General features: G+C 34.2%; 22 protein-coding genes and 2 tRNA genes. 3 read left to right on the top strand and 21 right to left on the bottom strand.

Features of this window, described 5'->3' with window-relative positions:
- Positions 1-9 precede the first annotated feature (9 nt).
- From HM990_RS02560 to mutS, 20 genes are all read right to left on the bottom strand, one after another.
- Positions 10-1,161 carry a beta-ketoacyl-[acyl-carrier-protein] synthase family protein gene (locus HM990_RS02560; protein WP_178987436.1) on the bottom strand — a complete coding sequence of 384 codons (1,152 nt, stop codon included), beginning with the start codon at positions 1,159-1,161 and terminating at the stop codon, positions 10-12.
- Positions 1,154-1,609, bottom strand: coding sequence for an acyl-CoA thioesterase (locus HM990_RS02555; protein WP_178987435.1), 456 nt, complete (start codon positions 1,607-1,609; stop codon positions 1,154-1,156). Before HM990_RS02555 ends, HM990_RS02560 begins: the two co-directional genes overlap by 8 nt.
- Positions 1,587-2,852 (bottom strand): ABC transporter permease, encoded by a 1,266-nt coding sequence (locus tag HM990_RS02550; RefSeq protein WP_178987434.1) that lies wholly within the window; start codon positions 2,850-2,852, stop codon positions 1,587-1,589. The genes HM990_RS02555 and HM990_RS02550 overlap by 23 nt, the downstream gene beginning before the upstream one ends.
- On the bottom strand, positions 2,845-3,588 hold the full coding sequence (locus HM990_RS02545; protein WP_178987433.1) for an ABC transporter ATP-binding protein: 744 nt from the start codon (positions 3,586-3,588) through the stop codon (positions 2,845-2,847). Before HM990_RS02545 ends, HM990_RS02550 begins: the two co-directional genes overlap by 8 nt.
- Positions 3,589-3,597: 9 nt before the next feature.
- Positions 3,598-4,593 (bottom strand): BtrH N-terminal domain-containing protein, encoded by a 996-nt coding sequence (locus HM990_RS02540; protein ID WP_178987432.1) that lies wholly within the window; start codon positions 4,591-4,593, stop codon positions 3,598-3,600.
- On the bottom strand, positions 4,583-4,990 hold the full coding sequence (locus HM990_RS02535) for a hypothetical protein (RefSeq protein WP_178987431.1): 408 nt from the start codon (positions 4,988-4,990) through the stop codon (positions 4,583-4,585). The genes HM990_RS02540 and HM990_RS02535 overlap by 11 nt, the downstream gene beginning before the upstream one ends.
- A 92-nt stretch (positions 4,991-5,082) precedes the next feature.
- Positions 5,083-5,538: an ABC transporter permease gene (locus tag HM990_RS02530; RefSeq protein ID WP_178987430.1), complete on the bottom strand. Its 456-nt coding sequence runs from the start codon at positions 5,536-5,538 to the stop codon at positions 5,083-5,085.
- Positions 5,538-5,966, bottom strand: a complete 429-nt coding sequence (locus tag HM990_RS02525; protein WP_394351739.1) for a hypothetical protein — start codon at positions 5,964-5,966, stop codon at positions 5,538-5,540. Before HM990_RS02525 ends, HM990_RS02530 begins: the two co-directional genes overlap by 1 nt.
- Before the next feature lies 1 nt (position 5,967).
- Positions 5,968-7,104 carry a beta-ketoacyl-ACP synthase III gene (locus HM990_RS02520; protein ID WP_178987429.1) on the bottom strand — a complete coding sequence of 379 codons (1,137 nt, stop codon included), beginning with the start codon at positions 7,102-7,104 and terminating at the stop codon, positions 5,968-5,970.
- A gap of 11 nt (positions 7,105-7,115) precedes the next feature.
- The gene (locus tag HM990_RS02515) at positions 7,116-8,039 is read right to left on the bottom strand and encodes a dialkylrecorsinol condensing enzyme DarA (protein ID WP_178987428.1); all 924 of its coding nucleotides are present in this window, start codon (positions 8,037-8,039) and stop codon (positions 7,116-7,118) included.
- Position 8,040: 1 nt separating this feature from the next.
- On the bottom strand, positions 8,041-8,925 hold the full coding sequence (locus HM990_RS02510) for an LpxL/LpxP family acyltransferase (RefSeq protein ID WP_178987427.1): 885 nt from the start codon (positions 8,923-8,925) through the stop codon (positions 8,041-8,043).
- A gap of 16 nt (positions 8,926-8,941) precedes the next feature.
- On the bottom strand, positions 8,942-9,184 hold the full coding sequence (locus HM990_RS02505; protein ID WP_178987426.1) for an acyl carrier protein: 243 nt from the start codon (positions 9,182-9,184) through the stop codon (positions 8,942-8,944).
- The gene (locus tag HM990_RS02500; protein ID WP_178987425.1) at positions 9,177-10,409 is read right to left on the bottom strand and encodes a beta-ketoacyl-[acyl-carrier-protein] synthase family protein; all 1,233 of its coding nucleotides are present in this window, start codon (positions 10,407-10,409) and stop codon (positions 9,177-9,179) included. Before HM990_RS02500 ends, HM990_RS02505 begins: the two co-directional genes overlap by 8 nt.
- Positions 10,410-10,421: 12 nt before the next feature.
- Entirely contained in the window at positions 10,422-11,174 is a 753-nt protein-coding gene (gene fabG / locus HM990_RS02495) for a 3-oxoacyl-ACP reductase FabG (protein WP_178987424.1), read from the bottom strand.
- Between the two features lie 14 nt (positions 11,175-11,188).
- Complete coding sequence (locus HM990_RS02490) at positions 11,189-12,325, bottom strand: WG repeat-containing protein (protein ID WP_178987423.1); 1,137 nt, start codon at positions 12,323-12,325, stop codon at positions 11,189-11,191.
- 88 nt (positions 12,326-12,413) lie between these two features.
- A complete protein-coding gene (locus HM990_RS02485) occupies positions 12,414-13,949 on the bottom strand; it encodes an HAL/PAL/TAL family ammonia-lyase (RefSeq protein WP_178987422.1) in 1,536 nt (511 codons plus the stop codon).
- A 246-nt stretch (positions 13,950-14,195) separates the two neighbouring features.
- Positions 14,196-16,550 carry a T9SS type A sorting domain-containing protein gene (locus HM990_RS02480; RefSeq protein ID WP_178987421.1) on the bottom strand — a complete coding sequence of 785 codons (2,355 nt, stop codon included), beginning with the start codon at positions 16,548-16,550 and terminating at the stop codon, positions 14,196-14,198.
- A gap of 711 nt (positions 16,551-17,261) precedes the next feature.
- Positions 17,262-17,345 (bottom strand) — tRNA-Leu (locus tag HM990_RS02475).
- A 43-nt stretch (positions 17,346-17,388) separates the two neighbouring features.
- Positions 17,389-17,460: transfer RNA gene (locus HM990_RS02470), tRNA-Gly, on the bottom strand.
- A gap of 95 nt (positions 17,461-17,555) precedes the next feature.
- Positions 17,556-20,168: a DNA mismatch repair protein MutS gene (mutS, locus tag HM990_RS02465; protein WP_178987420.1), complete on the bottom strand. Its 2,613-nt coding sequence runs from the start codon at positions 20,166-20,168 to the stop codon at positions 17,556-17,558.
- Between the two features lie 203 nt (positions 20,169-20,371).
- Here mutS and HM990_RS02460 point away from each other — a divergent pair, with 203 nt between their 5' ends.
- Together HM990_RS02460 and HM990_RS02455 are read left to right on the top strand one after the other, a co-directional pair.
- Positions 20,372-20,908 carry an RNA methyltransferase gene (locus tag HM990_RS02460; protein WP_178987419.1) on the top strand — a complete coding sequence of 179 codons (537 nt, stop codon included), beginning with the start codon at positions 20,372-20,374 and terminating at the stop codon, positions 20,906-20,908.
- A 118-nt stretch (positions 20,909-21,026) separates the two neighbouring features.
- A complete protein-coding gene (locus HM990_RS02455) occupies positions 21,027-21,704 on the top strand; it encodes a class I SAM-dependent methyltransferase (RefSeq protein WP_178987418.1) in 678 nt (225 codons plus the stop codon).
- A 132-nt stretch (positions 21,705-21,836) separates the two neighbouring features.
- On the opposite strand, the gene folK is transcribed toward HM990_RS02455, so the two are convergent.
- Positions 21,837-22,964: a 2-amino-4-hydroxy-6-hydroxymethyldihydropteridine diphosphokinase gene (gene folK, locus HM990_RS02450; RefSeq protein ID WP_178987417.1), complete on the bottom strand. Its 1,128-nt coding sequence runs from the start codon at positions 22,962-22,964 to the stop codon at positions 21,837-21,839.
- 318 nt (positions 22,965-23,282) lie between these two features.
- On the opposite strand from folK, the gene HM990_RS02445 reads away from it, so the two are divergent.
- Positions 23,283-24,017, top strand: a complete 735-nt coding sequence (locus HM990_RS02445) for a queuosine precursor transporter (RefSeq protein ID WP_178987416.1) — start codon at positions 23,283-23,285, stop codon at positions 24,015-24,017.
- Positions 24,018-24,075 lie beyond the last annotated feature (58 nt).

Genomic DNA, 24,075 nt, shown 5'->3' with positions numbered 1-24,075 from the left:
AATTAGTATTTAAACATGTTTTACTTTTTTAAATATTACTGCCGTATTACAGCCTCCAAAACCAGAGGCGGTTTTAAGAAATATTTTCAATTTTTGTGTCTTGGTTCTTGTTATTATATTAATTGGTTCAGATACACCCAACGCTTCAAAACCCAAAGACGCATATAAAGTATTATTATACAGCGAATGCATTCCTACGATAGTTTCTAACAGACCTGAAGCTCCTAAGGTATGCCCAAAATAGCCTTTTAAACTATTCACAGGAACATTCTGTAAACCCGCTCTGTTAAATGCAATGGCCTCCATTTCGTCATTAAATGGTGTTGCTGTTCCGTGAGCCGAAAGATAATCAATGTTATCCTGTGAAATATCGGCTTCTTTCATTGCTGATTTTATACTTCTATATAAGCCTTCTCCAGTTCGGGATGGCCCAGAAATATGATTGGCATCATTGCAAGAGCTTTCTCCTAAAATAGTAACGGCGTCTTTAGCCAATTTAAATTTTGTATTAGTAACCAAAACACTTGCGGCAACTTCACCTATGTTAATACCAGTACGATTTTTACAATAAGGTTTACAAGGTGCGCTGCTTAATGCTTGAAAAGAATTGAAACCGGATAGAATAAATTCGGTTACCATATCGCCGCTTACAATAAAAACATCGTCATAAACCCCTTGATTAATGAAACGTTTGGCTACAGCAACAGCGAGAACGCCTGACACACAGGCATTGGACACTACTATGGCATCATTTTTAAATTTGAAAAAATCTTTTATTATTTGTCCCAAAACACTCAAATAGGCACGTTCTTTTGGAAATTTACTGTTTTTATCTAAGACGTCTATATTTCCTTTTGTGGTAGAAATAATCAGACCAACCTTTTTAGTTAAAGGAATTCCAGAAGCTTGAATAACATCATTTAAAGATGAAATCATCATCTTCTCCAAACGTGTAAAATGATCTTCTGCACCTATAGATGCAAATTTATGGTCTAATTTTTTTTGGTCAATAAGTGACGAACAAAAGGGTTGCGAGAATTTGGTCTTGTCGGTAATTAATTGTAATCCTGAAACTTCGTTATGAATATTACTCACAACCGTTTCGCTATCAAAGCCTAATGATGAAATGATGTTGTTATATGAAACATAAACCTCATTCATCTAAAAGTCCTACTTTTTGTTTCCATTCCTTGAAAAACTCTGGAATTGTTAATGCCAAATCGCCTTGCCCGATTTGATCTACAAAAACCTGAACGGTTTCACCAGTGCAAACCAATAGGTCATCTTGATTAAAAATCTCGTATCTAAAAATCATTTTTGCAGCACGACTATCAATGTAACTTGTTTTTATCGTGGCAACATCGCCATAACGCAATGGCAGTTTGTGTTCGCTAGTTGATTTTACGATAGGCGTAGCATAACCATAGTCTTTTTGATCCAAATAGGCAATACTATGATGTCTGCCAAAAGCCTCTCTTCCATCTTCGAAGTATTGGATATAATTACCATGCCACACAATGCCTAAAGGATCAGTTTCTACAAACCGAACCCTTATTTTACTTGTGAAACTTATTTCTTTTTGTGATTTAGACGGCATTTTTCTTTTCATTATAAACAATAGCGATTAAGGTTGTGACGATAAAAAACAAAAATAGCAATGTTATTTCTGGAACGATCTCCATTAGGCTTGAATTTCGTAAAAAAACATCATAAAAGGCGTTTAATCCCCAATTCATTGGCGAAATATTGGATAATGCTTGCATAAATTGCGGCATTACGAATACTGGTACCCAAACTCCTCCCAATGCTGCTAAAATAACAACAAAAGTTGCTCCAAATGGTGCAGATTGTTCCGGTGTTTTTGCTATAGTGCCAAGTAACAACCCTAAACCAATTGCCGCTAAACCAGCAAAAAATGCCACAACAAATAACAACGGTAATTTTCCTGAAACATCTAATGTAGGTAAACCTATTGCCGGGAACAAATACACACCGATAAGTAACATCAATACAAATTGAATTAAGCAAACGGCCAAATAAACTACCGTTTTACCACCAAGCACCGTAAAATAAGATACCGGATTTGTTCTCAACCGTACAAAAGTACCTTGACTTTTCTCTTTTACCATATTGATTGATAAAGGCACAATAATAAAAAATATAGCGAAAAGCGTCCAAGCCGGAACATTGTGCTGAACAGAATTTGGAACTATAACTTCATCATCATTTTTTGGTAAGATTTCTTTGAAACTAATAAAGTTTTCAGTTTCAAAAATAGATTCTGTCGGGTCATCAGTTATTTGCTCCTGAAATGCTTTATAGATGGATTGAGTTTCAATTTTTGAAATCATTTTATCGATCTCATTTTTTACAGAATTCTTAAAAGCAAATTGTGTTGCAGGATCAAAATACAGTTTGACTTCTTTTGCGATATAACTTTCTTCAGGTAGATTCTCTTCCTCTTCAAGGCCAAATTTGCTCAATATACCTTCCACATTCTGGTTAATTTTCTTTTCTAAATCTGATGATAAATCTTTGGGAATTACAATCGCTAATTGATTGGAGCCTTTGAAGACCAAGTTCTGGGCCTCATCTTCTTTTTCAAGTTTGATAACCTCAAAAATATTAGAATCGTTAAGTCCTTTTACGATAGTTTCAGAAACTGAACCTTTGTCATTATCGACTAATAGTATGGGGATTTTGCTTTCACTAATACTTTGAAAACTGCTATCTTGAATTAAAGTTATGGTTACAATTAACACTAAAGGCATAATAAATAATATGGAAATACCGCCTACATCTCTGGTAAGCAGCAAAAACTCTTTATATGCGGATGCTAGTAATTTATGCATGATCTCTTAGGGCAATTCCTGTTAGTGCTAAAAATACATCTTCGAGATTATTAGCATTTTCTTGGTTAGTGATTAAATCTTTTGGTGTGCCTTTGGTGATTACTTTTCCGTGATCTATTATCGCTACCCTTGTACAAAACGATTCGGCTTCATTCAAATGATGTGACGTATAGATTATGGTGGTTCCTTTTGCGTTCAAATCTTGCAAGTACTTGATGATTACATTTTTTGATTGTACATCGACGCCTACACTTGGTTCATCTAAAAATAAGACTTTTGGTTCATGAAGAATACTGGCAATTAAATTAATCCGACGTTTCATACCTCCAGAAAACGTTTCTATCTTTTTGTTTGAAAATTGTACTAAACCCAAATTTTCCAGTGATGAATTGATTTTCAACTTTAATTCTTTTCCCTTCAGGCCATACATACTTCCAAAATACATCAGGTTTTCGAAAGCCGTTAGCGTGGGATACAAAGCATATTCTTGAGGCACAATCCCGATAAGCTGTTTTAATTGCTTATTGTTTTTTTTATAGGTAAGACCGTCAATGGTAAATGAGCCAGAAGTGGGCTTAATCAAAGAACATAACAAGGAAATTATAGTGGTCTTTCCTGCTCCGTTTGGGCCTAACAAACCAAAAATTTCTTTTTTAGAAATTTTCAAATCTAAATCCGACACAGAAAAAAAATCTGCGCCTTTATATTTTTTAGATAATTGTTTGATTTCTATCATGTAAAATAATTATATCGCCTTTTTTAATTTTTTAAAGAATAGCTCCTCTTTATCCGCAATAATTTCTAATTGCGTCGCTACCTTATTATAGGCATCCGTTTTTGCGCTTCTGTTCTTATAAATTCGAGAGGCTTCTAAAGCAAAATCCCGCCACAGATCGCCAATTTCGGTCATTTCTTTAGACAATTCCTCTAATGCGCTGTTATCTAAAATTTTACTGGATTCCTGTAAAAAAGCTGCATAAATATATCTAAAACCACCTCCACCTGTTCCGATTTCCTCTTGCATTCTAACAATCTGCCCCAAATAGTGATTGGCGACTTTAACCCCTTTTTTCTTTGGCCATTTACGTATTAATTTAGCAATATGTCTAATCCCCTTAACACCAACAATAGGTACAGGCGCAAGCATATCTCTACACGTATTTTTTATACCTTTAATAATAGCAGATTCTATATCTAATTTTTTTGGAAAATCTATGGGATAATACATATGTCCCTTTGGAGCAAAAGCACCTTTGGCAAAACGAACTTTCTCTAATTCTTTGGTTGTTAAAGTAGTAACCGTTTCCATAACGGGATCACTAATTAAATAGTCATCATTTTGTTTCCCGTAAACGACTAAATTATGAGCATTAAAATGAAAACGATATTCATCTGGAAAGTATGTGAGATTATATACACCAACTTGAAGACCAACAGGATTGTCTTTTTCTAAGTTTTCATCCAATCTTGCCTTAGCATTCTGCGGATTTTTGAATTTTTCTTTTTTAATTTTTATACCGACACGTTTAGCAAAGCGTTTAAAAATTTGTCCTGGCATCACTCGGTAGGTTATGGCAGGCGCATGATTGACTTTTAAGAAAGGAATATAACAAAACAACAAGCCAGAGCCAATACCAAAAACCATAGGTTCACTCACGTCAAAGCCATTATGCTTCATTAAATTGGAAACCACACCATTTTCGCAATGCGCAGTTTGGTGGTGTGTAAAATTAATTTCCATTGTTTATATTCTTTAATTGCTCAACTGAAATATCGAAAACGTTGGCATATTTTTCCAACATTTTATGGGATAATTTATTGAATGTTTTTACCTTAAAATGCCGTTTCACCTGCCATTGAAACTTCCCTACATAACTCGCTAAAATACCAATATCCATTTTGTGACATTCCATATAATATTCAATAGGACTTGTTTCACCATTTAAAACCCGCGCTTTCGCATCGTTGATACGTTCATTGATTTCCTGAAGTGCATTATCCAGAGCAATGGTTTTAGGATCCCAACCTGTACTTTTGATGGTTGTATAGTCGCCTTTTTCGTCAACGGCGTAACAAATTTCCTTTATATTGTCTTTTTCTAAACCACTCTCATCCTGAGGAACATCCTTCTTTTTCATTTGTGTTGTTTTTAAGGCAATACTTCAACTTCACTAAGTTGATGCATTCAGTTTGATATGAAATACGTCATAGAGAAGCGCGATTTGTAATTCTATTTCAAATCCTTGATCATCAAATTTAGCTCACAAGATAGTAATAAGGTTGATGCTTCAAAAATATGACATTCTAAAGAACATACGCTATAACTCTCCGAATCGAATCTCGATGTTAATTTTGCATTAGATATAATAGTACTTCCAACTTTAGGACAAGAAAACGCAGTTACTTTTTTGATGGCACTAATAAAACCAATTAATTTGGCGCCTTCTCCATCTACATCATCATCATCAAAATAGCTTTTACCAACAATTGATGAACAGGTCTGTGCTGCATTTTCCACCAAGCCCATTTCATTAAAATGATTATTCTCAACAAAAAGATTATCATCCTTAATTAAAAATGATGCCGAAACTTCCTCATCAGTTAGAATTAGAATCTTGTCTAACATTAAAAATGGTGGACGATGCGGTAAAAAATTTGATATTTCAATTTTTTCAAGATCAATCATTAATTGGCGATAACAGTTTTCATTGTACTTGAGGCAATTTTTTCTTTTCTAGCATTGGTCACCGTAACCTCTACTAAAGTAACGCCCATAAATTCCTGTAAAATATGAGCCTCGGTTTGAATAGTTTCATCTAACTGCGGAAGTCTTGAAATTTGGACATCTTTAATAGAACCAATGTAACCTGTTGGAGCAGGTTGCCCTTTTAAAAAATAGTCATAGCCTGTATGAAGTGCCACGGTTTGCGCCATATTTTCAATTAATCCAGACTCTGATAAGGTTTCGTTCTTAAAAAAAATATTGCTTTCAGAAATTTTGAAGGATGATACCAATTGCGTGTCAGAGAAACTTAATAAGGTATCAACCATTACAAAAGGTGCTTTTTGCGGTATTAAATCTGTAATATCTGTGATTGGCTTTTCTAACATCATATTAGCAAACGGTTAAATGGGCATAAGCATAGGAGAATCGACCACTTTCTGGAACAGATAACATTATTTTATCCCCTTTTTTTAATCGTCCTGAACTCATTAATTCTTCAAGCATTAAATAAATGGATGCCGATCCTACATTTCCTACTTTACTCAAATTAGTAAACCAACTACTTTCAGGAATATTCAAGCCTTTTTCTTTAATCCTGTTTTTTAATTTATCTGCAAAATAGTGAGACGAAATATGAGGTAGAAAATAATCAATATCCGAAGGGTCTTTGGATTGTTTTTTAAAGACCATTTCCAGACTTTCAACACCTTTATTAATGACGTTTTTTTCTAGGAGCTTTACATCTTGCTTGATAGAAAATATAGATTCCTCCAACCATTGTTTAGAACTATATTCTGTCCAAGATTTAATGGAACCATCTTCAAGTTTTTCGCCACCAGAATACATACAGGTTTCTAATTCGTGTGCAAACGAATAGCTTTCTATCCAATCAATTTTTAAGGAGATACCATCGTCATTTTTTTTGTTTTGTAATAACATGGCTCCAGCACCATCTGATAGCATCCAACGTAAAAATTCCTTTTTAAAGGCTATGATAGGCAGTTGTTCTAAACTTGCCAATGAGTCCGCTTCCTCCTTAAACTTATTTGCTAAAATTTTAGTCGATGCTCTTTCTGAGCCTGTGCATACAGCGTTGTTAGAATTTCCTGCTTTTATAGATAGAAAACCAAATTTAAGCGAGCTCATACCTGCACAACAAATCCCTGAGGCGGAGTTTATCTCTAAATTTCTATTGGCTAACAAACCATGAACCATGGCTGCATGTGAAGGTAGTAACTGGTCTGGAGTTGATGTACCACAACACAACAACTCCATATCATTTTCTGTAAACGAATCGTCAAATAGGTTGGAAATCGCTTCTTGGGTTAATTTTGCATTAGAATGGGTAAATTCGCCGGCTTTGTTAATGGCATAGTAACGTCTTTCAATACCATTATTTCTTAATACAACACGTCTTGCTTTAGAAGGCTTTCCATTAATTTGACCCAAGACGCTTTCCATCTCGTCGTTACTAATGGGATCATTAGGTAAAAACTTTGATACTCTGTTTATGTAAACGTCATTCATTTTGACTCCTTCTAATTAATTTCTACAGATGAATAATATCTTTTATTCCTTTTTATCTTTCCGTACAAAGGAATATAAGTCAACAAAAATAGGATAAAAACCAAAGGTGCAATAATCCAAATAGCAAATAATAAGTAATAGTTGAACATTTTTTCCCAAAACAAGCGCTTTTCCTTACTTTCATTTCCTTTGGTATATATCAGTTTGGCCCATTTACCAAAGAGTATATTCGCACGCTTATCCGCTAAGACCAAAAAAGGTTTTACAACAACGGCTTTTTTAAGTAGTAGATCATCTTGAAGATTATCGAGATTATCACTATTGATATGCTCTAAAATGGTATTTCCAAACTTTGAAGATTCGTCAATATCCTTTTGAGAAACACCTGGTTTAGGAAAAACACCTAAATAGTTTTTCTTTTTACCCGTAAACATCCATTGCACTATAGTTATAACGCTAATATGATTGATATGTCTGTCAACCAATGCAATATTACCCACTAATTTAGAATTAGATTCTTTAAGTAAAGTCTTTACTTTTTCCTGAGCCATTATCCACATATTTCTTGCTCCAATTACGGTAATCACAGGCGTATCGGTAAGTAGTTTTTTAGCTTCAGGAGAGGATAAAAATGATGTTGCCGGAATAGATGGACTTAAATACCAAACTGAATATCCAAAAATGATTAAATCGAATTTCTGACTTAAGAAACTCTCAGGTATTGGTCTTATTTTTGATGGTATTTGAAGAAATGACTCGGAAAATACATTAAAAAACTCCTTTTTTTTCCATGGAAAAGGAAACGGTGTCTCCATTTCAATTTGATGATGAACAACATTGATGTCCTTGTTATTTCCAAGTGGCATGGCTATATTATTCACGATTTCCGTTAATTGCCCAGACTGCGAATAATGTATCACTAGAATGTTCTTCATCTTATTTTTTATTTACATTCCAAAAATCAAAATAATTAAACCATTGCAACGGATATTTTTTAAGCATCCATTCTAAACTTTTGGTATAATCTTTCAATAATGCTTGTGCATCTTTGTTCTCTACTGTGGACGTTCTGGCATAAAGATGATAATGTTTTCTGGATTCCTTAAGAACGTAAACAAATAATACTGGCACTCGCAATCGGGAGCCAATGAGAAATGGTCCAGCAGGAAACTTAGCTTCTTTACCCAATAATTCTTCTGTCAAATATTTTGAACCTTTAATATAGCGATCGCCAGTAATACAGACAATTTCGTTTCTTGTCAATGCTGCATTGATTTCAAAGATATGGGACAGATCTTCTTTGATAAGGATAATTTTTATATTCGATTTTTTTACGATTGTATCAAGATAGTTCTTTATAGCAGTATGTTCAACGTCGGTTGTTAGTAAATTTATAAAATCCCTATCTTCCAACTCTCCAAAAAAGTGTTCGGCAATTTCAAAATTGCCCAAATGCGCGCTAATGAGTATACCTCCTTTTTTTTGCTTTAGTACGTCTTTGATGTTATCAACACCATCATAATCATAGGTGAATTTAGATTTTAATCCCGACGAAATAGCGATTTTATCTATTATGGTTTGCCCAAAAACAAAATAACTTTTGTAAATACTGACCAAGCTTTTATACCTAGAATATTGGAGTCTTTTTCGGAAGTAATAATAGGAAGATTCGGTACTGTCTTTCGCAAAAAAACAGAAATAGAAAGCGACAAAATACAATACAAAATAGGCTGAAGGTAATCCTAGTTTTTTAATACAAAAAATAAATATTTTATATCCTAGAACTGTTCCCCTGGACTTTCCTTTCCATTCCGCAGCCATATATTTTTAAGTAAAATTATTTAAGCTTGTTTTCAATAAGATTATAAAAATCTTCGAGCACTACAACATTAACAAAATCCTCTCCTACTAATTTAACGCCAAAATTAGATTCAACAGAGACAACAAGATCAACAAAATCCAAACTATCAAGATCAAGAGTTTCTTTCAGGTTTGCTTCAGGAGAAATGTCTTCAGATTCAACTTCAAATTCATCTATAAGAAAGTTGTTTATTTTTTCAATAATAACTTCTTTATTCATCTTTATTCTTAATTTTTTTTATAATTAGCGCCGAATTTGTTCCACCAAATCCAAAAGAATTCGACAAAAATACATCAATTTTTTTATCCAGCGTTTTAGAGACTAAATTTAATTTAGCTGCATCTTCATCTGGCTCTTCCAAATTGATGTTTGGTGCAATAAAATCATTTTGCATCATAAGCATGGAATAAATGACTTCACTTGCTCCTGCCATCCAGCATTCGTGACCAGTCATTGATTTAGTAGAGCTTACATAAGGGCCGTTTTCACCAAACACTTTAAATATTGCTTTAGCTTCGTTAGCATCACCAACAGGTGTTGACGTGGCATGAGCGTTTACATAATCGATTGCGCTACTATCAATATTTGCCTGTTCAATAGCTTTGAACATTGCTCTTGACGGTCCATCAACATTTGGCGTCGATATATGATCTCCATTTGAAGAAAAGCCATAGCCAATTATTTCCGCTAAAATTGGCGCTCCTCTTTTTACGGCAGATTCATAACTTTCAACAACTAAAGTCGCTGCTCCTCCACTAGGCACTAAACCATCCCTGTTTTTATCAAATGGTCGTGATGCTTTTGATGGCTCTTCGAGGTTGATAGCAAATACACCTAAACCATCAAAACTGCCCATGGCAAACTTATTTATTTCTTGGGTTCCACCACAAATCACACAGTCTTGTAAACCACTTTTTATAAGTTGGTACGCCATACCAATAGCATGAGAACCACTAGCGCAGGCGGCACTTATTGTAAAATTAATGCCCTTAAGCTTAAATATGGTAGAAAGATTCATGGTTGCTGAAGAATTCATAGCTTGAAATATCGCACCCGAACCCACCAAAGCAGTATCTTTTTTTTCTCTAATGATATCCACTGAATTAATAACTGCCTTTGATGTACTATCATTCCCATAAAGAATCCCTACTTCATTTGCGTCAAGAAAATCTTGGGATATTTTCGCATTTTCTAAGGCCTCGATAGTCGCTACATAAGCATAAGCGCCTTCCTCTCCAAGACTTACACGCTGGCGTCTTGATAACTGTTTTTTCAAATCTGGTTCTTCAACCATACCTGTCAATGGGGAACGGTATCCGAAAGGAATTCTATCTTCATCAATTACAATTCCAGATCTACCATTATATAAAGACTCCTTAACTTCATCCAAATTTTTACCGATACACGAATATATTCCCATTCCGGTTATGACCACTCGTCCCATTCCAATCTGTATTTAAGAGTAAAGACCTCCATTAATATTTATAACTTCTCCTGTAATATAAGAGGCATTTTTAGAGGCTAGAAAAGACACTAAATGTGCCACTTCTTCTGGGTTACCAAAACGATTTGCTGGTACCATTTTTTTTAATTCCTTTTCATCTAAATCACCAGTCATGTCCGTTTTAATGAATCCTGGTGCCACAGCATTTACGGTAATATTACGTTTGGCAATTTCCTGGGCCAAAGCTTTGGTTGCTGCAATTACAGCGCCCTTTGCTGCAGAGTAGTTAGTTTGACCAGCTGTTCCTTTTAAGCCAGAAAGTGAAACCATATTAATAATACGCCCATACTTTTGAACCAATAATTTTTGAATCAAATGATTGGTAACATTAAAAAAACCGTTAAGACTGGTATTAATAACATTGTTCCAATCGTCTTGGGACATCCACATGAACAATCCATCTTTAGTGATGCCTGCATTGTTAACAATCACTTCGATAATGGAACTTTTATTGTTGTCTAGCCAATTATCCAATATAGATTTAACGGCTTGGTTATCCACAACATTAAATTGTAATAACTCACCAGTTCCGCCAGCTTTTTTTACGGCTTCCAAAGTATCTAAAGCAGCTTCTTTATTGTTTTGATAGTTAATTAATATATGATAATCGGAATCTTTTGCTAGTTGTATACATATTGATTTGCCAATACCTCTAGAGCCTCCTGTTATTAAAGCACACTTGGTTACCTGTTCTTTTTCGTTCATTTATAATATACTGATTATTTTGTTGTATCAACAAATAATTCAACATTTTGGTACCATTTTCCACCCAATGGTTTCCCGTCAGTATCTAAAAAGCCCCATTCTTTATCTTTCTTTACACGAGCTAACCCGTTGTGAAATCCTTTAATATTATTTTTACTAAAAATAGAAAAACCTCCTGCGGTTATATCGTATTCAGCGGCAATAATTGTTTTACCTGATTTATCTATAAAACCCCATAATTTTTTCTCTTTTACAGGCGCTAAGCCACTGGCTGAAAAAGTTTCAGCGTCTCTATATAAATAGTCGATTACTTTTTCTCCTTTCTCATTAATATAACCCCAAAGTTTTTCATTAAGCGCTGGAGCTAATCCGTTATTAAATGCTCTCACTTTTTTGAAAGTCGGCTTAATAACCCATTCGCCTTTATTATTGACAAATCCCATTTTTTTATCGCTCCGTGCATAGGTTAAGTCAGAATCATCCGTAAAGTCCCAAACTTTGTCAGCTCCACTAATGATATTGAGTTTCTTATCTACTACAATACCAAAAGATTCTCCTTTTCTAGCGCCGACACCTTGGCTATTATAATCGCCTAACTCATCGTATTCCAACGGAATAAATATGTTGCCTTTGTTATCTATCATTCCCCAATTATCATCATTCCGAACTCTTGCATAGCCATTGACAAATGGTTTGATAACATCGTAAGTAGGTTCTAGAAGGAGTTTGCCATCGGTACCTAAAAGCCCCAACTTTTTATTGTTTCTGTACAAAGCGACACCATCCTCGAAATCATAATATTTCTCTGTTACCGGAGTTTTTAATTTTTCTCCTGAAGGATTAACATAATTCCATTGGTCATCTTTAAGCACTAAAACATAACCAGAATTAAAATCTTTTACTTTATCGTATTCTGGTTGAAGCACCCAATTTCCCGAAGTGTCTATAAGTCCCCATTGATCGCCTTGAAATGCTGCTGCATACTTACCAGAAAAACTAGCTGCTTTTTGAAACTGAGGTTTAATGGCATACTCTCCTGACTTATTGATATAACCGAATAAATCATTTTCCCTAACCAATGCTAATTCTTGTGCATTAATTGAGAAAATACTTTGAAGAAGTATGACTAATAATAAGTGTTTAGTTTTCATGATTTATATTTTTTGTTTAATAATTCTCAACTTTAACACCCTTGTAAATCATCCTTAAGGAATCACCTTTTTTATCAAGACTGTTTTGTCACACAATGTTATTTTTGTGATCCATGATAAATGCTTTTACCTCATTTACATAAGGATACATAACAACGTCTTCCGTAAATATAGGAACTAATTTTCGGATTTCATCATACATTTTCTTCGTTTTTGAAGATACTTTGTCTTGTGCGTTTAAATACTCAATGGCTTGTATAATGGTGATCATTTCTATCGCGACAACTTCAAAAGCATTCTCAATAACTTTTTTTGTAATAAGAGCCGCATTAGTTCCCATACTCACAATATCTTGATTGTCATTGTTGTTCGGAATACTATGGACATACATCGGATTGGATAGCATTTGGTTTTCTGCCGTAGTAGAGGTTGCTGTAAATTGCACACCTTGCATCCCGAAATTTAACCCTAAAGTTCCAAGGTTGACAAAAGCAGGAAGTATTTTATTAAGACTAGGATTTAGTAAATAATTCAATTGGCGTTCTGCTAACATGCTCATTTTGGTAACGACCAATTTTAGTTTATCCATCTCTAAGGATACATAATCGCCGTGGAAATTCCCGCCATGATAAACATGTTGTTTTTCAACATCAATAATAGGATTATCGTTAGCAGAGTTTACTTCTTCTATTAAAATGCGCTCTATATTATTTAAAGTATCCAAAACTGGCCCTAATATTTGAGGCACACATCGCAAGGAATAATATTCTTGTACTTTTTCTTCAAATACAGTAACATCTGGGTTTTTATTGTATAAATATTCTTCACGTTTTCTAGTGAGTTTGCTATCACTTAAATGGGATCGCATTTGTTTCGCTATTTCACGCTGACCTTTATGCTGTTTTGCTTGGTTTAATTCAAAAGACAAATGATCATCATAGGCTTCTACAATTTCATTTATAGCAGATGAACATAGAATGGCCCAATTTAATAAACGTCTTGTATTAATAGTATTTACAATACCTACACCTGTCATAACAGACGTACCATTCATTAAGGCTAATCCCTCTCTTAAAACCACTTTAATCGGTTCAAGTTTTTCAATTTCAAAAACCTCCTTTGTAGGTCGCAGTTCATTTTTATAAAACACTTCACCTTCACCAATTAAAACTAAGGCTAAATGTGCTAATTGAACCAAATCTCCACTTGCACCAACACCACCATGCTCGTAAATTAAAGGCGTAATGTCCCGGTTTATTAATTCGGTCATGAGATCAATAACCGATTTATGAGCTCCAGATTTACCTAAGGATAAAGTGTTTAATCTTGCTAGCATTGCTGCTTTTACATACTGTGGTTGAATTGGATTACCCGTACCAGACGCATGACTTCTTATTAAATTGTATTGTAATTTTATACGATCTGAATCGGCAATTTTGTATTGAGCCATAGGTCCAAATCCTGTATTAACACCATAGATGGTTTTATTTTGAGAAAAATCTCTTAAAAACACAAAGCTCTTTTCAACTGTATCTAATACAGTATCATCCATTTGAATAGATTGGGATTCGAATATAATGTTGTAAAAATCCTCGATTCTTAATTCCCCTTTAAGTTTTACCATCTATATTTTTTCAATATGATTAATGATTTTAACAACTAAAGTATTGTCGTTATTTTCATGTGCAAATTTATAATAATAAATGAATCTAACCGATTAAAACAATCGAAAATCTTAATAATGAGCAGAGGTATTTAAAGAGATATTACCTATTTACAAAAGTGGATTACAGAAACTTAAAAAGTTTTATTAAAAGCATATTAATACAGATCTAGATCTTAATGTAATATAATTTTTGTTCATTTGATTTTATTTAATAACCACTTTTTGTGATTTTCGACTCATCTTGTTATGAAGATTTGCAATGTAAACTCCCTTGCTAAGTGAAGATAGATTTATGCGGTTTTCAACAATAGATAAATCAAGCTCTGTTGAAAGCACCTTTCTGCCCTGAACATCGTATAGAACTAATAGTGTGTTTTCTTGTAACTGGCCACCCACTATTAATTCATTAGAACTATTTGAAACGAAGACATTTAGAGCATCTAAATTTTTTTCAATAATTGATAACGCCTCTACAGATGTTCTTAAGAAAAAACGTCCAGTTCCAGACAATGTAGTTGTCGGTAACATCACATAATCAGAGTTGTTTAACAAGGTTGATGTATTAGCAACCATATCATCAATATATATATTAGCAGAAGCCGGTAAAGTCATATCAGCAATACTGAAAGTTAAATCCACGCCTTGATTTGCATTTACTCCTAATGGTATAATCACATCTGAAAGATTACTTGAATTAATAGTTTGTATTGCCATTGGAGCACCTTCATTGTCCTGCACCAAATGCGTATACAGCGCAAATTCAGGAGCGTTACCTCCAAAAATTGCCGCATCATAACCAATGTCTAAACCTGTACTTGCATTGTCATGAAAAAAAACTGACGTTAAACAACTATCTGAAACTGTATTCATCCTTATTTTGATAAAATCAGTGTTATTTGATGATCTACCAACAATAAAATCATCTGAATCTCCTATAACTTGCATATCTGGCGAAAACTCTAAATTTGCTGAGGATGTATTTGATGACACAAAAAAGCCTTGACCTGGAGCTATAAGATCTGGTCCATCAACCAAATTTGTGATCGTCCAATTACTTCCTGATTCATCTGTATTATTTGCATCATAACCATAAATAGCGGCAGTATTTTCACCTAGTAAACTAAGGTTTGATACTCCGGATTCAGTCCCTACATGATTCAAAAAGGTATCAACATCTATATAAGAAGCATAAGGATTACCTATAAGATTCCATTCTGGAAAAGTACCAGTAAAATCGTTTTCAATAGTTCTGTTAACAGAACCTGTTACAATTGACCCAGTGAAAATTAAGGCCTCACCGTTTCCGTCAACTAATGGCGTATTTGTTGCTACTCTATATCCTTGACCAGAATATAAAGTTTTTACAGCACTATAGGCATACATCAAATAGTCATCTGTACCGCCTTTTTCATATGGACCAAAGAGATAAGTTGTATTTGGTACAGCTACGTCATTACTGAACAAAACGTTTGCATTATAGTTGTTATCGGTTGTCAAAAAAGAGAACCAACTTTGTCCTGATAACGGAGGAGCTATTAAGTCATTATCATTTGATTGCGCATTTGTATATCTGTGATATTTGGATGTTCCTTCAATAGCTATTGTGCCTTTTACAATTAAACCAGAATACGTATCTGATTCAGAATACATATTTAAATCACCTCTTACATTAAGAGTTGCTCCCAAAGGTATAACGACATTTGACCCACTGTTAATGTTTAAAGCCGCAATCGTTTGAAAACCTGGAATTAGTGGTGGTGTTTCTGTTACGGGTACCGTTATTTCTGAACAAAAATCTGGCAATTCATTCGGTGTCCAGTTATTTGGATCGTTCCAGTTGTTAGATACAGAACCGTTCCAAGTAATCGGTAATGGATTAGCGGCAAAGACTAGCTTAAAACGATCATTTGCAATAGAAGCAGGTATATCAGAGACTACAGAATAGCTATAATTAACATCACCACTTTGTGGAATTTCGGTTGACACACCAGTATAGTTATCGTATAATAACGCCGTGGCGCATTGCATAGAGATACCTTGTGCCACAATTGTATAATTTGTATTTCTGTAAGTATTAATTTCTAATTGGATTTCTTCCTCATCTACTGGAGTCGCCCTACTTTCAATACTCAATAAAACCCCATTATTATTAGTTGCAAAATTTTCATCTAAGTTAGTAATATTAAGAGCATCATTAGCATCAACCGCATTGTTGCCCTCGGTGTCAAATAAAATCAATAAGCCGTCTGTTGCCGTTTCGTTGTTAGCTAAAGCACTACTCTCGTATAACGATAAACGCAATTGCCCTTGACTAATAAATTCACTCACTACTGATGTTTCTAATACAGATGTATTCTTATTTTCATTTATAAAGTTTATAGCTGATTCACCAACAACTGTTGTGTAAGCCCAATGTGCTCGTTTTGCCTGTAAATACTTATTGGCGTCAGAATCCTCTATTGAAGCGTTACCTTTTAGTGTAGCACCAAAGTCCTCGATATTACCAATTGAAAACATAAATAAAGTAAGAAAAAGTGAGTGGATTAAATTTAATTTCATGATACAGTATTGTTATGGTTGATTATAATAACCATAACATTTCCTATTAAATTCTGTAAAGAAAAGTAGTTGAGGGCGACAATTATAAATTCATTAATTGCGACAATCGATAAAAATCCAAATTAAAACATCTGCAGATAAACAATTCAAAGATGTGTTACCTGAAGATAAACCTAAAATCCTATGTGTAATTTGGTTAAAACAACAATGACAATCTAGCCGTAATAAAGATTACTTGATAATGAATTAATATCATGATTAAAGTAGTAAAAAAAAATTTAGTCAATTGAGTTATTATAAGATTATCGATTAAAAGTTAAAAATCTACCATAAAAAGTTAACCATCAATACTTAACCGAAAAACTTACATTAAAAACTTAACTGATGGATAAATGAGACCATTAAACCAAAAAGTTTTTAAATACTAAAAAAAGCTACTCAACTAACTACGCACAATACCTTGGGCAAATATCAGATTAACTTAATAAGGGTATTAAAATGTATAATAACAAAAAAGTCGAAATTTTCGTTTCGACTTTTCATCTGTACTGAAGACGAAAATTGACTTTGCCGAGTCCCAGTTTCAACATGTTGAGAAAAGCCAATCCAATAGCTTGGATATTTTTTTGTTTTAAAAAAATACTTGAAAGCTCACTTTCCGTATATTTTTATAACAAAAAAGCCGAAACTTTCGTTTCGGCTTTTCATCTGTACTGAAGACGGGACTTGAACCCGTACGTCCTAATGGACATTGGATTTTAAGTCCAACGTGTCTACCAATTCCACCACTTCAGCATTTTAGTTACTGACTGCAACTAAATATTGGTATGTGTTATTGAGCGAAAGATGGGATTTGAACCCACGACCTCCACCTTGGCAAGGTGATGCTCTACCCCTGAGCTACTTTCGCAATTTTTAATGAACTATTTCGCTTTTAAAGCGGATGCAAATTTAAAATTTTTATCATTAAAGCAAAGCCTTTTTTTAAAATAAATTAAAAAACTTTTAGGCTTGCTTTTTCTTTACCAACATTCGCTTAATTTCATTAAGTTTCATCAAAGCCTCGACTGGTGTTAAGGTATCAATATCCGTGTGAAGAATTTCGTCTTTTATTTCTATCAATAAAGGATCATCTAGATTAAAGAAGCTTAATTGTAAATCGTCTTTTAAGGTTTTTACCCTGTCCGTTAACTCTTCACTTGAATGTGATTTTTCTAATTTAGACAGAATTTTATTCGCTCGTCTTATTACTTGCTGTGGCATTCCTGCCATTTTTGCGACGTGAATTCCAAAACTGTGCTCACTTCCGCCTTCCACCAGTTTTCTAACAAAAAGCACGTTGTCTTTTAACTCCTTTACCGCGACATTGAAATTTTTAATGCGACTGAACGTCTCGGTCATTTCATTTAATTCGTGATAATGTGTTGCAAAAAGGGTTTTAGGTTTAGATGGATGCTCATGCAAATATTCACTGATGGCCCAAGCGATTGAAATACCATCATATGTACTCGTTCCTCTTCCTATTTCATCTAACAGCACTAAACTTCGGTCTGAAATATTATTAAGAATAGAAGCTGTTTCATTCATTTCGACCATAAAGGTGGATTCGCCCATCGAAATATTATCACTCGCTCCTACTCTAGTAAAAATCTTATCGACCAAACCTATTCTTGCCTCGCCAGCAGGCACAAAACTACCTATTTGGGCTAATAAAACTATCAATGCGGTTTGTCTTAGAATTGCCGATTTACCAGACATGTTTGGTCCAGTGATCATAATAATTTGTTGCGATGCTCTGTCCAAAAATAAATCGTTAGCAATATAAGGTTCGCCAATTGGCAATTGCTTTTCAATTACGGGATGTCGGCCATCTTTTATTTCCAAATCGAAACTATCATCAATTTGTGGATACACATAGTTGTTCGCTTTAGCCAAGCTTGCAAAACCACATAAACAATCCAATTGCCCAATCAAATGCGCGTTTTGCTGCACTGAAACTATAAACTGATGCATCCAAGTGACTAACTCAGCGAATAATTGTTGCTCAATCGCTAAAATACGCTCTTCGGCACCTAGTATTTTTGCTTCATATTCTTTGAGTTCTTCGGTAATGTAACGCTCCGCATTTACAAGTGTTTGTTTACGAATCCATTCTTCCGGAACTTTATCTTTATGTGAATTTCGGACTTCAATATAATACCCGAAAACGTTGTTTGAAGCAATCTTAAGCGATGTGATGCCTGTGCGTTCGCATTCACGTTTCAACATATTGTCTAAATACGTTTTCCCAGATTGCGACAAACCTCTCAATTCATCTAATTCTTGAGAAAAACCGCTAGCGATGGTATGACCTTTTAAAATATTTACAGGGGCATCTTCGGTTAATGTTTCCTTTATTTTGTCTCGCAATAAATCACAGCGATGTAAATTATCCCCTAATATTTTCAACGCTTCATTCTCACAAACTTCAGCTTCGGACTTAATGGGCACAATAGCGTCTAAAGAGTTTTTAAGTTGAATAACTTCACGTGGACTAACTTTAGTAGTTGCAATTTTTGAAATGAGCCGTTCAATATCTCCGATATGTTTTATCTGACTTTGAATCTTTTGAAGCAAGGGTTCATTTTCCAACAAATATTTAACAACTTCGTGACGCTGCTTTATTTTTTCAGCATGCTTTAAGGGTAACGCCAACCAACGTTTTAAAGTTCGTCCGCCCATGGCCGAAATCGTTTTGTCAATCACATTGATTAACGTTACGGCATTAGCATTGGTGGAATTGTACAACTCTAAATTCCGAATTGTAAATTTGTCCATCCACACATAATCGTCGGTGGCAATTCTCGAAATCGTTGCAATATGCTCCAACTTGTTATGGCGCGTTTCTCCTAAATAATGAAGCACCACGCCTGAAGCGATAATGCCCTCATATAAATCTTCAATTCCAAAACCTTTTAATGTCTTCGTGTTGAAATGTTTGATCAAAGTTTCATGGGCATAGTCGGCCTGAAATACCCAATCTTCCAAATAAAAGGTATGAAAATCAGTTCCAAAGGCTTCCGAAAATGCCTTTCGACTTTGTTTTGAAATTAAAACTTCACTTGGTTTAAAATTCTGAAGGAGCTTATCTATATATTCCGCATTGCCTTGAGAGGTTAAAAATTCGCCTGTAGAAATATCCAGAAAAGAAACTCCAATGCGTTGTTTTTCGAAATAAACTGCTGCTAAAAAGTTGTTGGATTTAGAATGTAAAATATCATCATTAAAAGCCACACCAGGCGTAACCAATTCCGTGACACCACGTTTTACGATAGTTTTGGTTTGTTTTGGGTCTTCCAACTGGTCGCAAATAGCAACACGCTCTCCAGCCCTTACCAATTTTGGCAAATACGTATTTAAGGAATGGTGCGGAAAACCAGCTAATTCTGTTTCACTTTCGCTACCAGCACCACGTTTGGTTAAAATGATATCGAGTATTTTTGATGCTTTTACGGCATCGCTTCCAAAGGTTTCATAAAAATCGCCCACGCGAAACAATAACAAGGCATCAGGATATTTTACCTTGATGGCATTATACTGTTTCATTAATGGTGTTACTTTTTTTGCCTTTTTAGCCAATGGTAATCTGGTTTTAAGTTATATTTTTGCTTAGACTATTTACAGAATTGCAAGTTTGCTAAATTACTTATATTTTGAGGTTTATTAAAACCGAAAGCCCATAAGTTATCTACAGTTGTTGATAAACCCGAGTGTAAGACCTGTCAGGTTTTTGAAACCTGACAGGTCTCCTAAACAGATTACCGCTTTTGCGGAAACTAAAGATGAGAAAACTAAAAAACGAAGAATTAGACCGATTAGAAGTTTCAGAATTTAAAACGGCTGAAAAATCGCCAATCTTAATTATTCTAGACAATATTAGAAGCTTAAATAACATTGGCTCTGTCTTTAGAACGAGTGATGCCTTTTTAATTGAAAAAATATATCTCTGTGGCATCACAGCCCAACCACCTCACAACGATATTAGAAAAACCGCTTTAGGAAGCACAGAAACGGTAGATTGGGAACATTTCGAAAACACAATAGCTATTGTCGAAAAATTAAAATCTGAAAACATAAAAATCTGTTCTATTGAACAAGCCGAAAACGCCACCATGCTCAACGATTTTGAACCTAAACCAAATGAAAAATATGCATTTGTTTTTGGAAATGAGGTTAAAGGTGTGGCTCAAAATGTAGTTGATGCTAGCGATGTTGTGATTGAAATTCCGCAATATGGTACTAAGCATTCTTTGAATATATCGGTTAGTTGTGGTGTGGTAGTTTGGGATGTGTTTAGTAAGATGAAGAAGCCCATCTAAATCTTCCCTAAGGGAAGACTTATATTGAAATCCTATGCCGACCGCTCTTTGTTGATATTTTATTAAAACTAAAAATGATTCCTATGTTATTACGAGCTTGCCGAGAAATCTCAAAAAAATGTCGAAAAAAATAATAAAACCTTGGCCAACAAAAGATGCCATGTCACAAATTTATGACCTGAATCTTTGGGGCGGAAAAGACTATGATTTTTATTCTGGTTCAGGTTCTCATGACTCAGAAATTATTGAACCTTATTTAGATAGTGTGATTGCTTTTTTGAAATCCCATAACAATTCGCTTACCGTTTGCGATTTGGGTTGTGGCGATTTTAATGTGGGCAAAGAGCTGGTTAAATACACCAAAAAATACATCGCCATTGATATTGTTGAAAATCTAATCGATAGAAATAAATCACTCTTTAAAGCAGATAATTTAGAGTTTCATTGTTTAGATATTGCAGAAGATAAACTTCCTGAAGCAGATTGTGTCATTTTGAGACAGGTCCTTCAACATTTGTCTAATGCTGAAATTGTACAAATTGTAAAAAAACTGTCTCATTATAAATATGTAATTCTAACGGAACACCTACCAGTTGGGAAATTCATTCCTAATAAAGCTATTATATCAGGACAAGGTATACGATTGAAACAAAATAGTGGTGTTGATGTGCTGAGCATGCCTTTTAATTTGGAAGTTAAAGACGAGAAAATCTTAAATGAGATTATTCCAGAGGATGAAAAAGGTATTATTGTTACTCGACTTTATGAGATTATTCCACAGAGCTACACGAAGTAGTCACAGAGATTCATAGTGATTCACATAGAAAATATCCCAAATTTTAAAATTTGATAACGACTGAACCCTTAGTTGCATGATGACTGAGACTGAGACTAAGACTGAGACTGAGACTGAGACTGAGACTGAGAACTAATTATTAATCTCGCCCAACAACCACAAATAATCCACACGACTCTTCACAAAATCCCTATCCGAAATATCTATAATCTTAACATTCATCTCTTGCTGACTCTTTAGAAATTCGAGATAACCAGCATTTATTTTTTCGAGATAATCGTCTTTAATGTCTTTTTCATAATTACGACCTCTTTTCTTAATATTAGCTTGCAAACGTTCCGTATTTTGATAGAGATACACGTATAAATCTGGTTTGGCGATATCCTTGTAAACTTGATAAAACAGTTTTCGGTACAACCTAAACTCATCTTCTGGCAAGGTTATTTTTGAAAAAATCAATGATTTATAAATATCGTAATCACTGACCATAAAATCCTTGAACAAATCGAGTTGCGATAGATCATCACTGATTTGCTGGTACCGATCTGCTAAAAACGACATTTCCAATGTAAAAGCGTAACGCTCTGGTTGCTTGTAAAATTTTGGCAAAAACGGATTATCCGCAAAACGCTCTAAAATTAACTTAGCGTTGAAATCGTTGGCAATTTTATTGGCTAAACTAGTCTTTCCTGCTCCAATATTCCCCTCAATAGCTATGTAATTATAATCGCTAAAGGAATAAGCTCTTTTAGGATTCTTCAACCAAATATTTACGGATTCTATTTCAGAATCATCCTTACATTCTGTAAATAACAATTCAATTGACTTTTTTAAAACTGGATGCTCAATGTGCTTGGCAATAGCAACCAAGGGTTTTAGTACAAACTTACGTTTATGGAGTTCTGGATGCGGAATGACCAAGGTTTTTTCTTCAAGAATTTCATCTTCAAAAAACAAAATATCTAAATCAATTTCACGGGATTCATAACCGTCGGTTGATTTTGGTTGACGTCCCAAATCCACTTCTATGGCCTGAAGTTCCTTTAATACTTTTTTAGGTTTCAATTCTGTTTCAACAGCGATACAAGCATTAAAAAAATCGTCACCTTCAAAACCAAAAGCTGGTGTTTTATATACTTTCGAAATCTTCTGAATAACACCAACACGCTTAAAAATAGCATCAACTGCAGATTGCAAATACTGCAACTTATTGCCTTTGTTACTACCTAATGCTATGTGAATGGTTTTGGATGGTTTCATAATTCGTTACCGTTTCGATGACGAACCGGAATGAACAAAATAACTAAAACAAAATTTATTATGCTAATGATATGTATGGTGTTTGTGAACAAAATATGATGTACCTCACGGCACATTTAAAAAATGGAATAAAATTTTTCTACCGATATGTTGTCCCTCTGGGACGTTCAATCTATATAAACAATTTTGAAAAAAATTCTTTCGATAAAACCATTCTCACAACTTAACGACAAACGACTTAACAACTAACAACTAAACAACTCACGCACTTCCCTCAAATTCTCTATATTTACAAAAACAATCTACCAACCACAAAACATGTCAATAAAAGACAAGCTTTTAGCACAACGCATTTACCTTATACTTGGTGGACTTTTTATCACATCGCTTGTCGTTTCAAATTTAATTTTTCAGAAATTCTTTTTTTGGCATCCTTTTGATGTTACTCTTTTTGGTTCAAAATTATTTGAAATTTCGGTTGGTATCTTACCTTATCCTATTACATTTCTAATCACGGATTTAATTAGTGAGATTTATGGTAAAAAACGTGCCAATGACATTGTCATCGTTGGGATTTTCGCTTCCCTATTTTCACTTTTAATTATTTATACGGCTTCAAATGTGCCTGCTACCAAATGGTCTTATGTAGATGATACCATGTTCAATAAGGTCTTTGGAAACACATCACTCGCGGTCTTTGCGAGTATGATTACTTACCTCTTTGCTCAATTTGTAGATATTCAAATTTATCATTTCTGGAAACGATTGACTAAAGGGAAACACTTATGGCTACGGAATAATTTTTCTACTTGGTTTTCTCAATTTGTAGATACGTTTACAATTGTATTTTTACTATGTGCCTTTGGAATTATAGATTGGTCCAATTTTGCAGGTTTGCTTATTAGCGGTTTTATTTTTAAGGTCTTGGTTGCTATGTTAGACACACCATTTTTATATCTCGGTGTTTATGTATTCCGAAAACGTTTCAAGCTAAAAGTAAATGAGGAAATAAATTTACTGCAACAACTAAGTGAAACACTAAAATCTTCTTAAACTTAACCATATTCGCAACTTTTATGCGGAATTTTGCGTATATATTATGTTGTTTTAA

This window comes from Winogradskyella schleiferi (assembly GCF_013394655.1).
Taxonomy (GTDB): domain Bacteria; phylum Bacteroidota; class Bacteroidia; order Flavobacteriales; family Flavobacteriaceae; genus Winogradskyella; species Winogradskyella schleiferi.
This window is presented reverse-complemented; position numbering and strand designations above follow the sequence as displayed.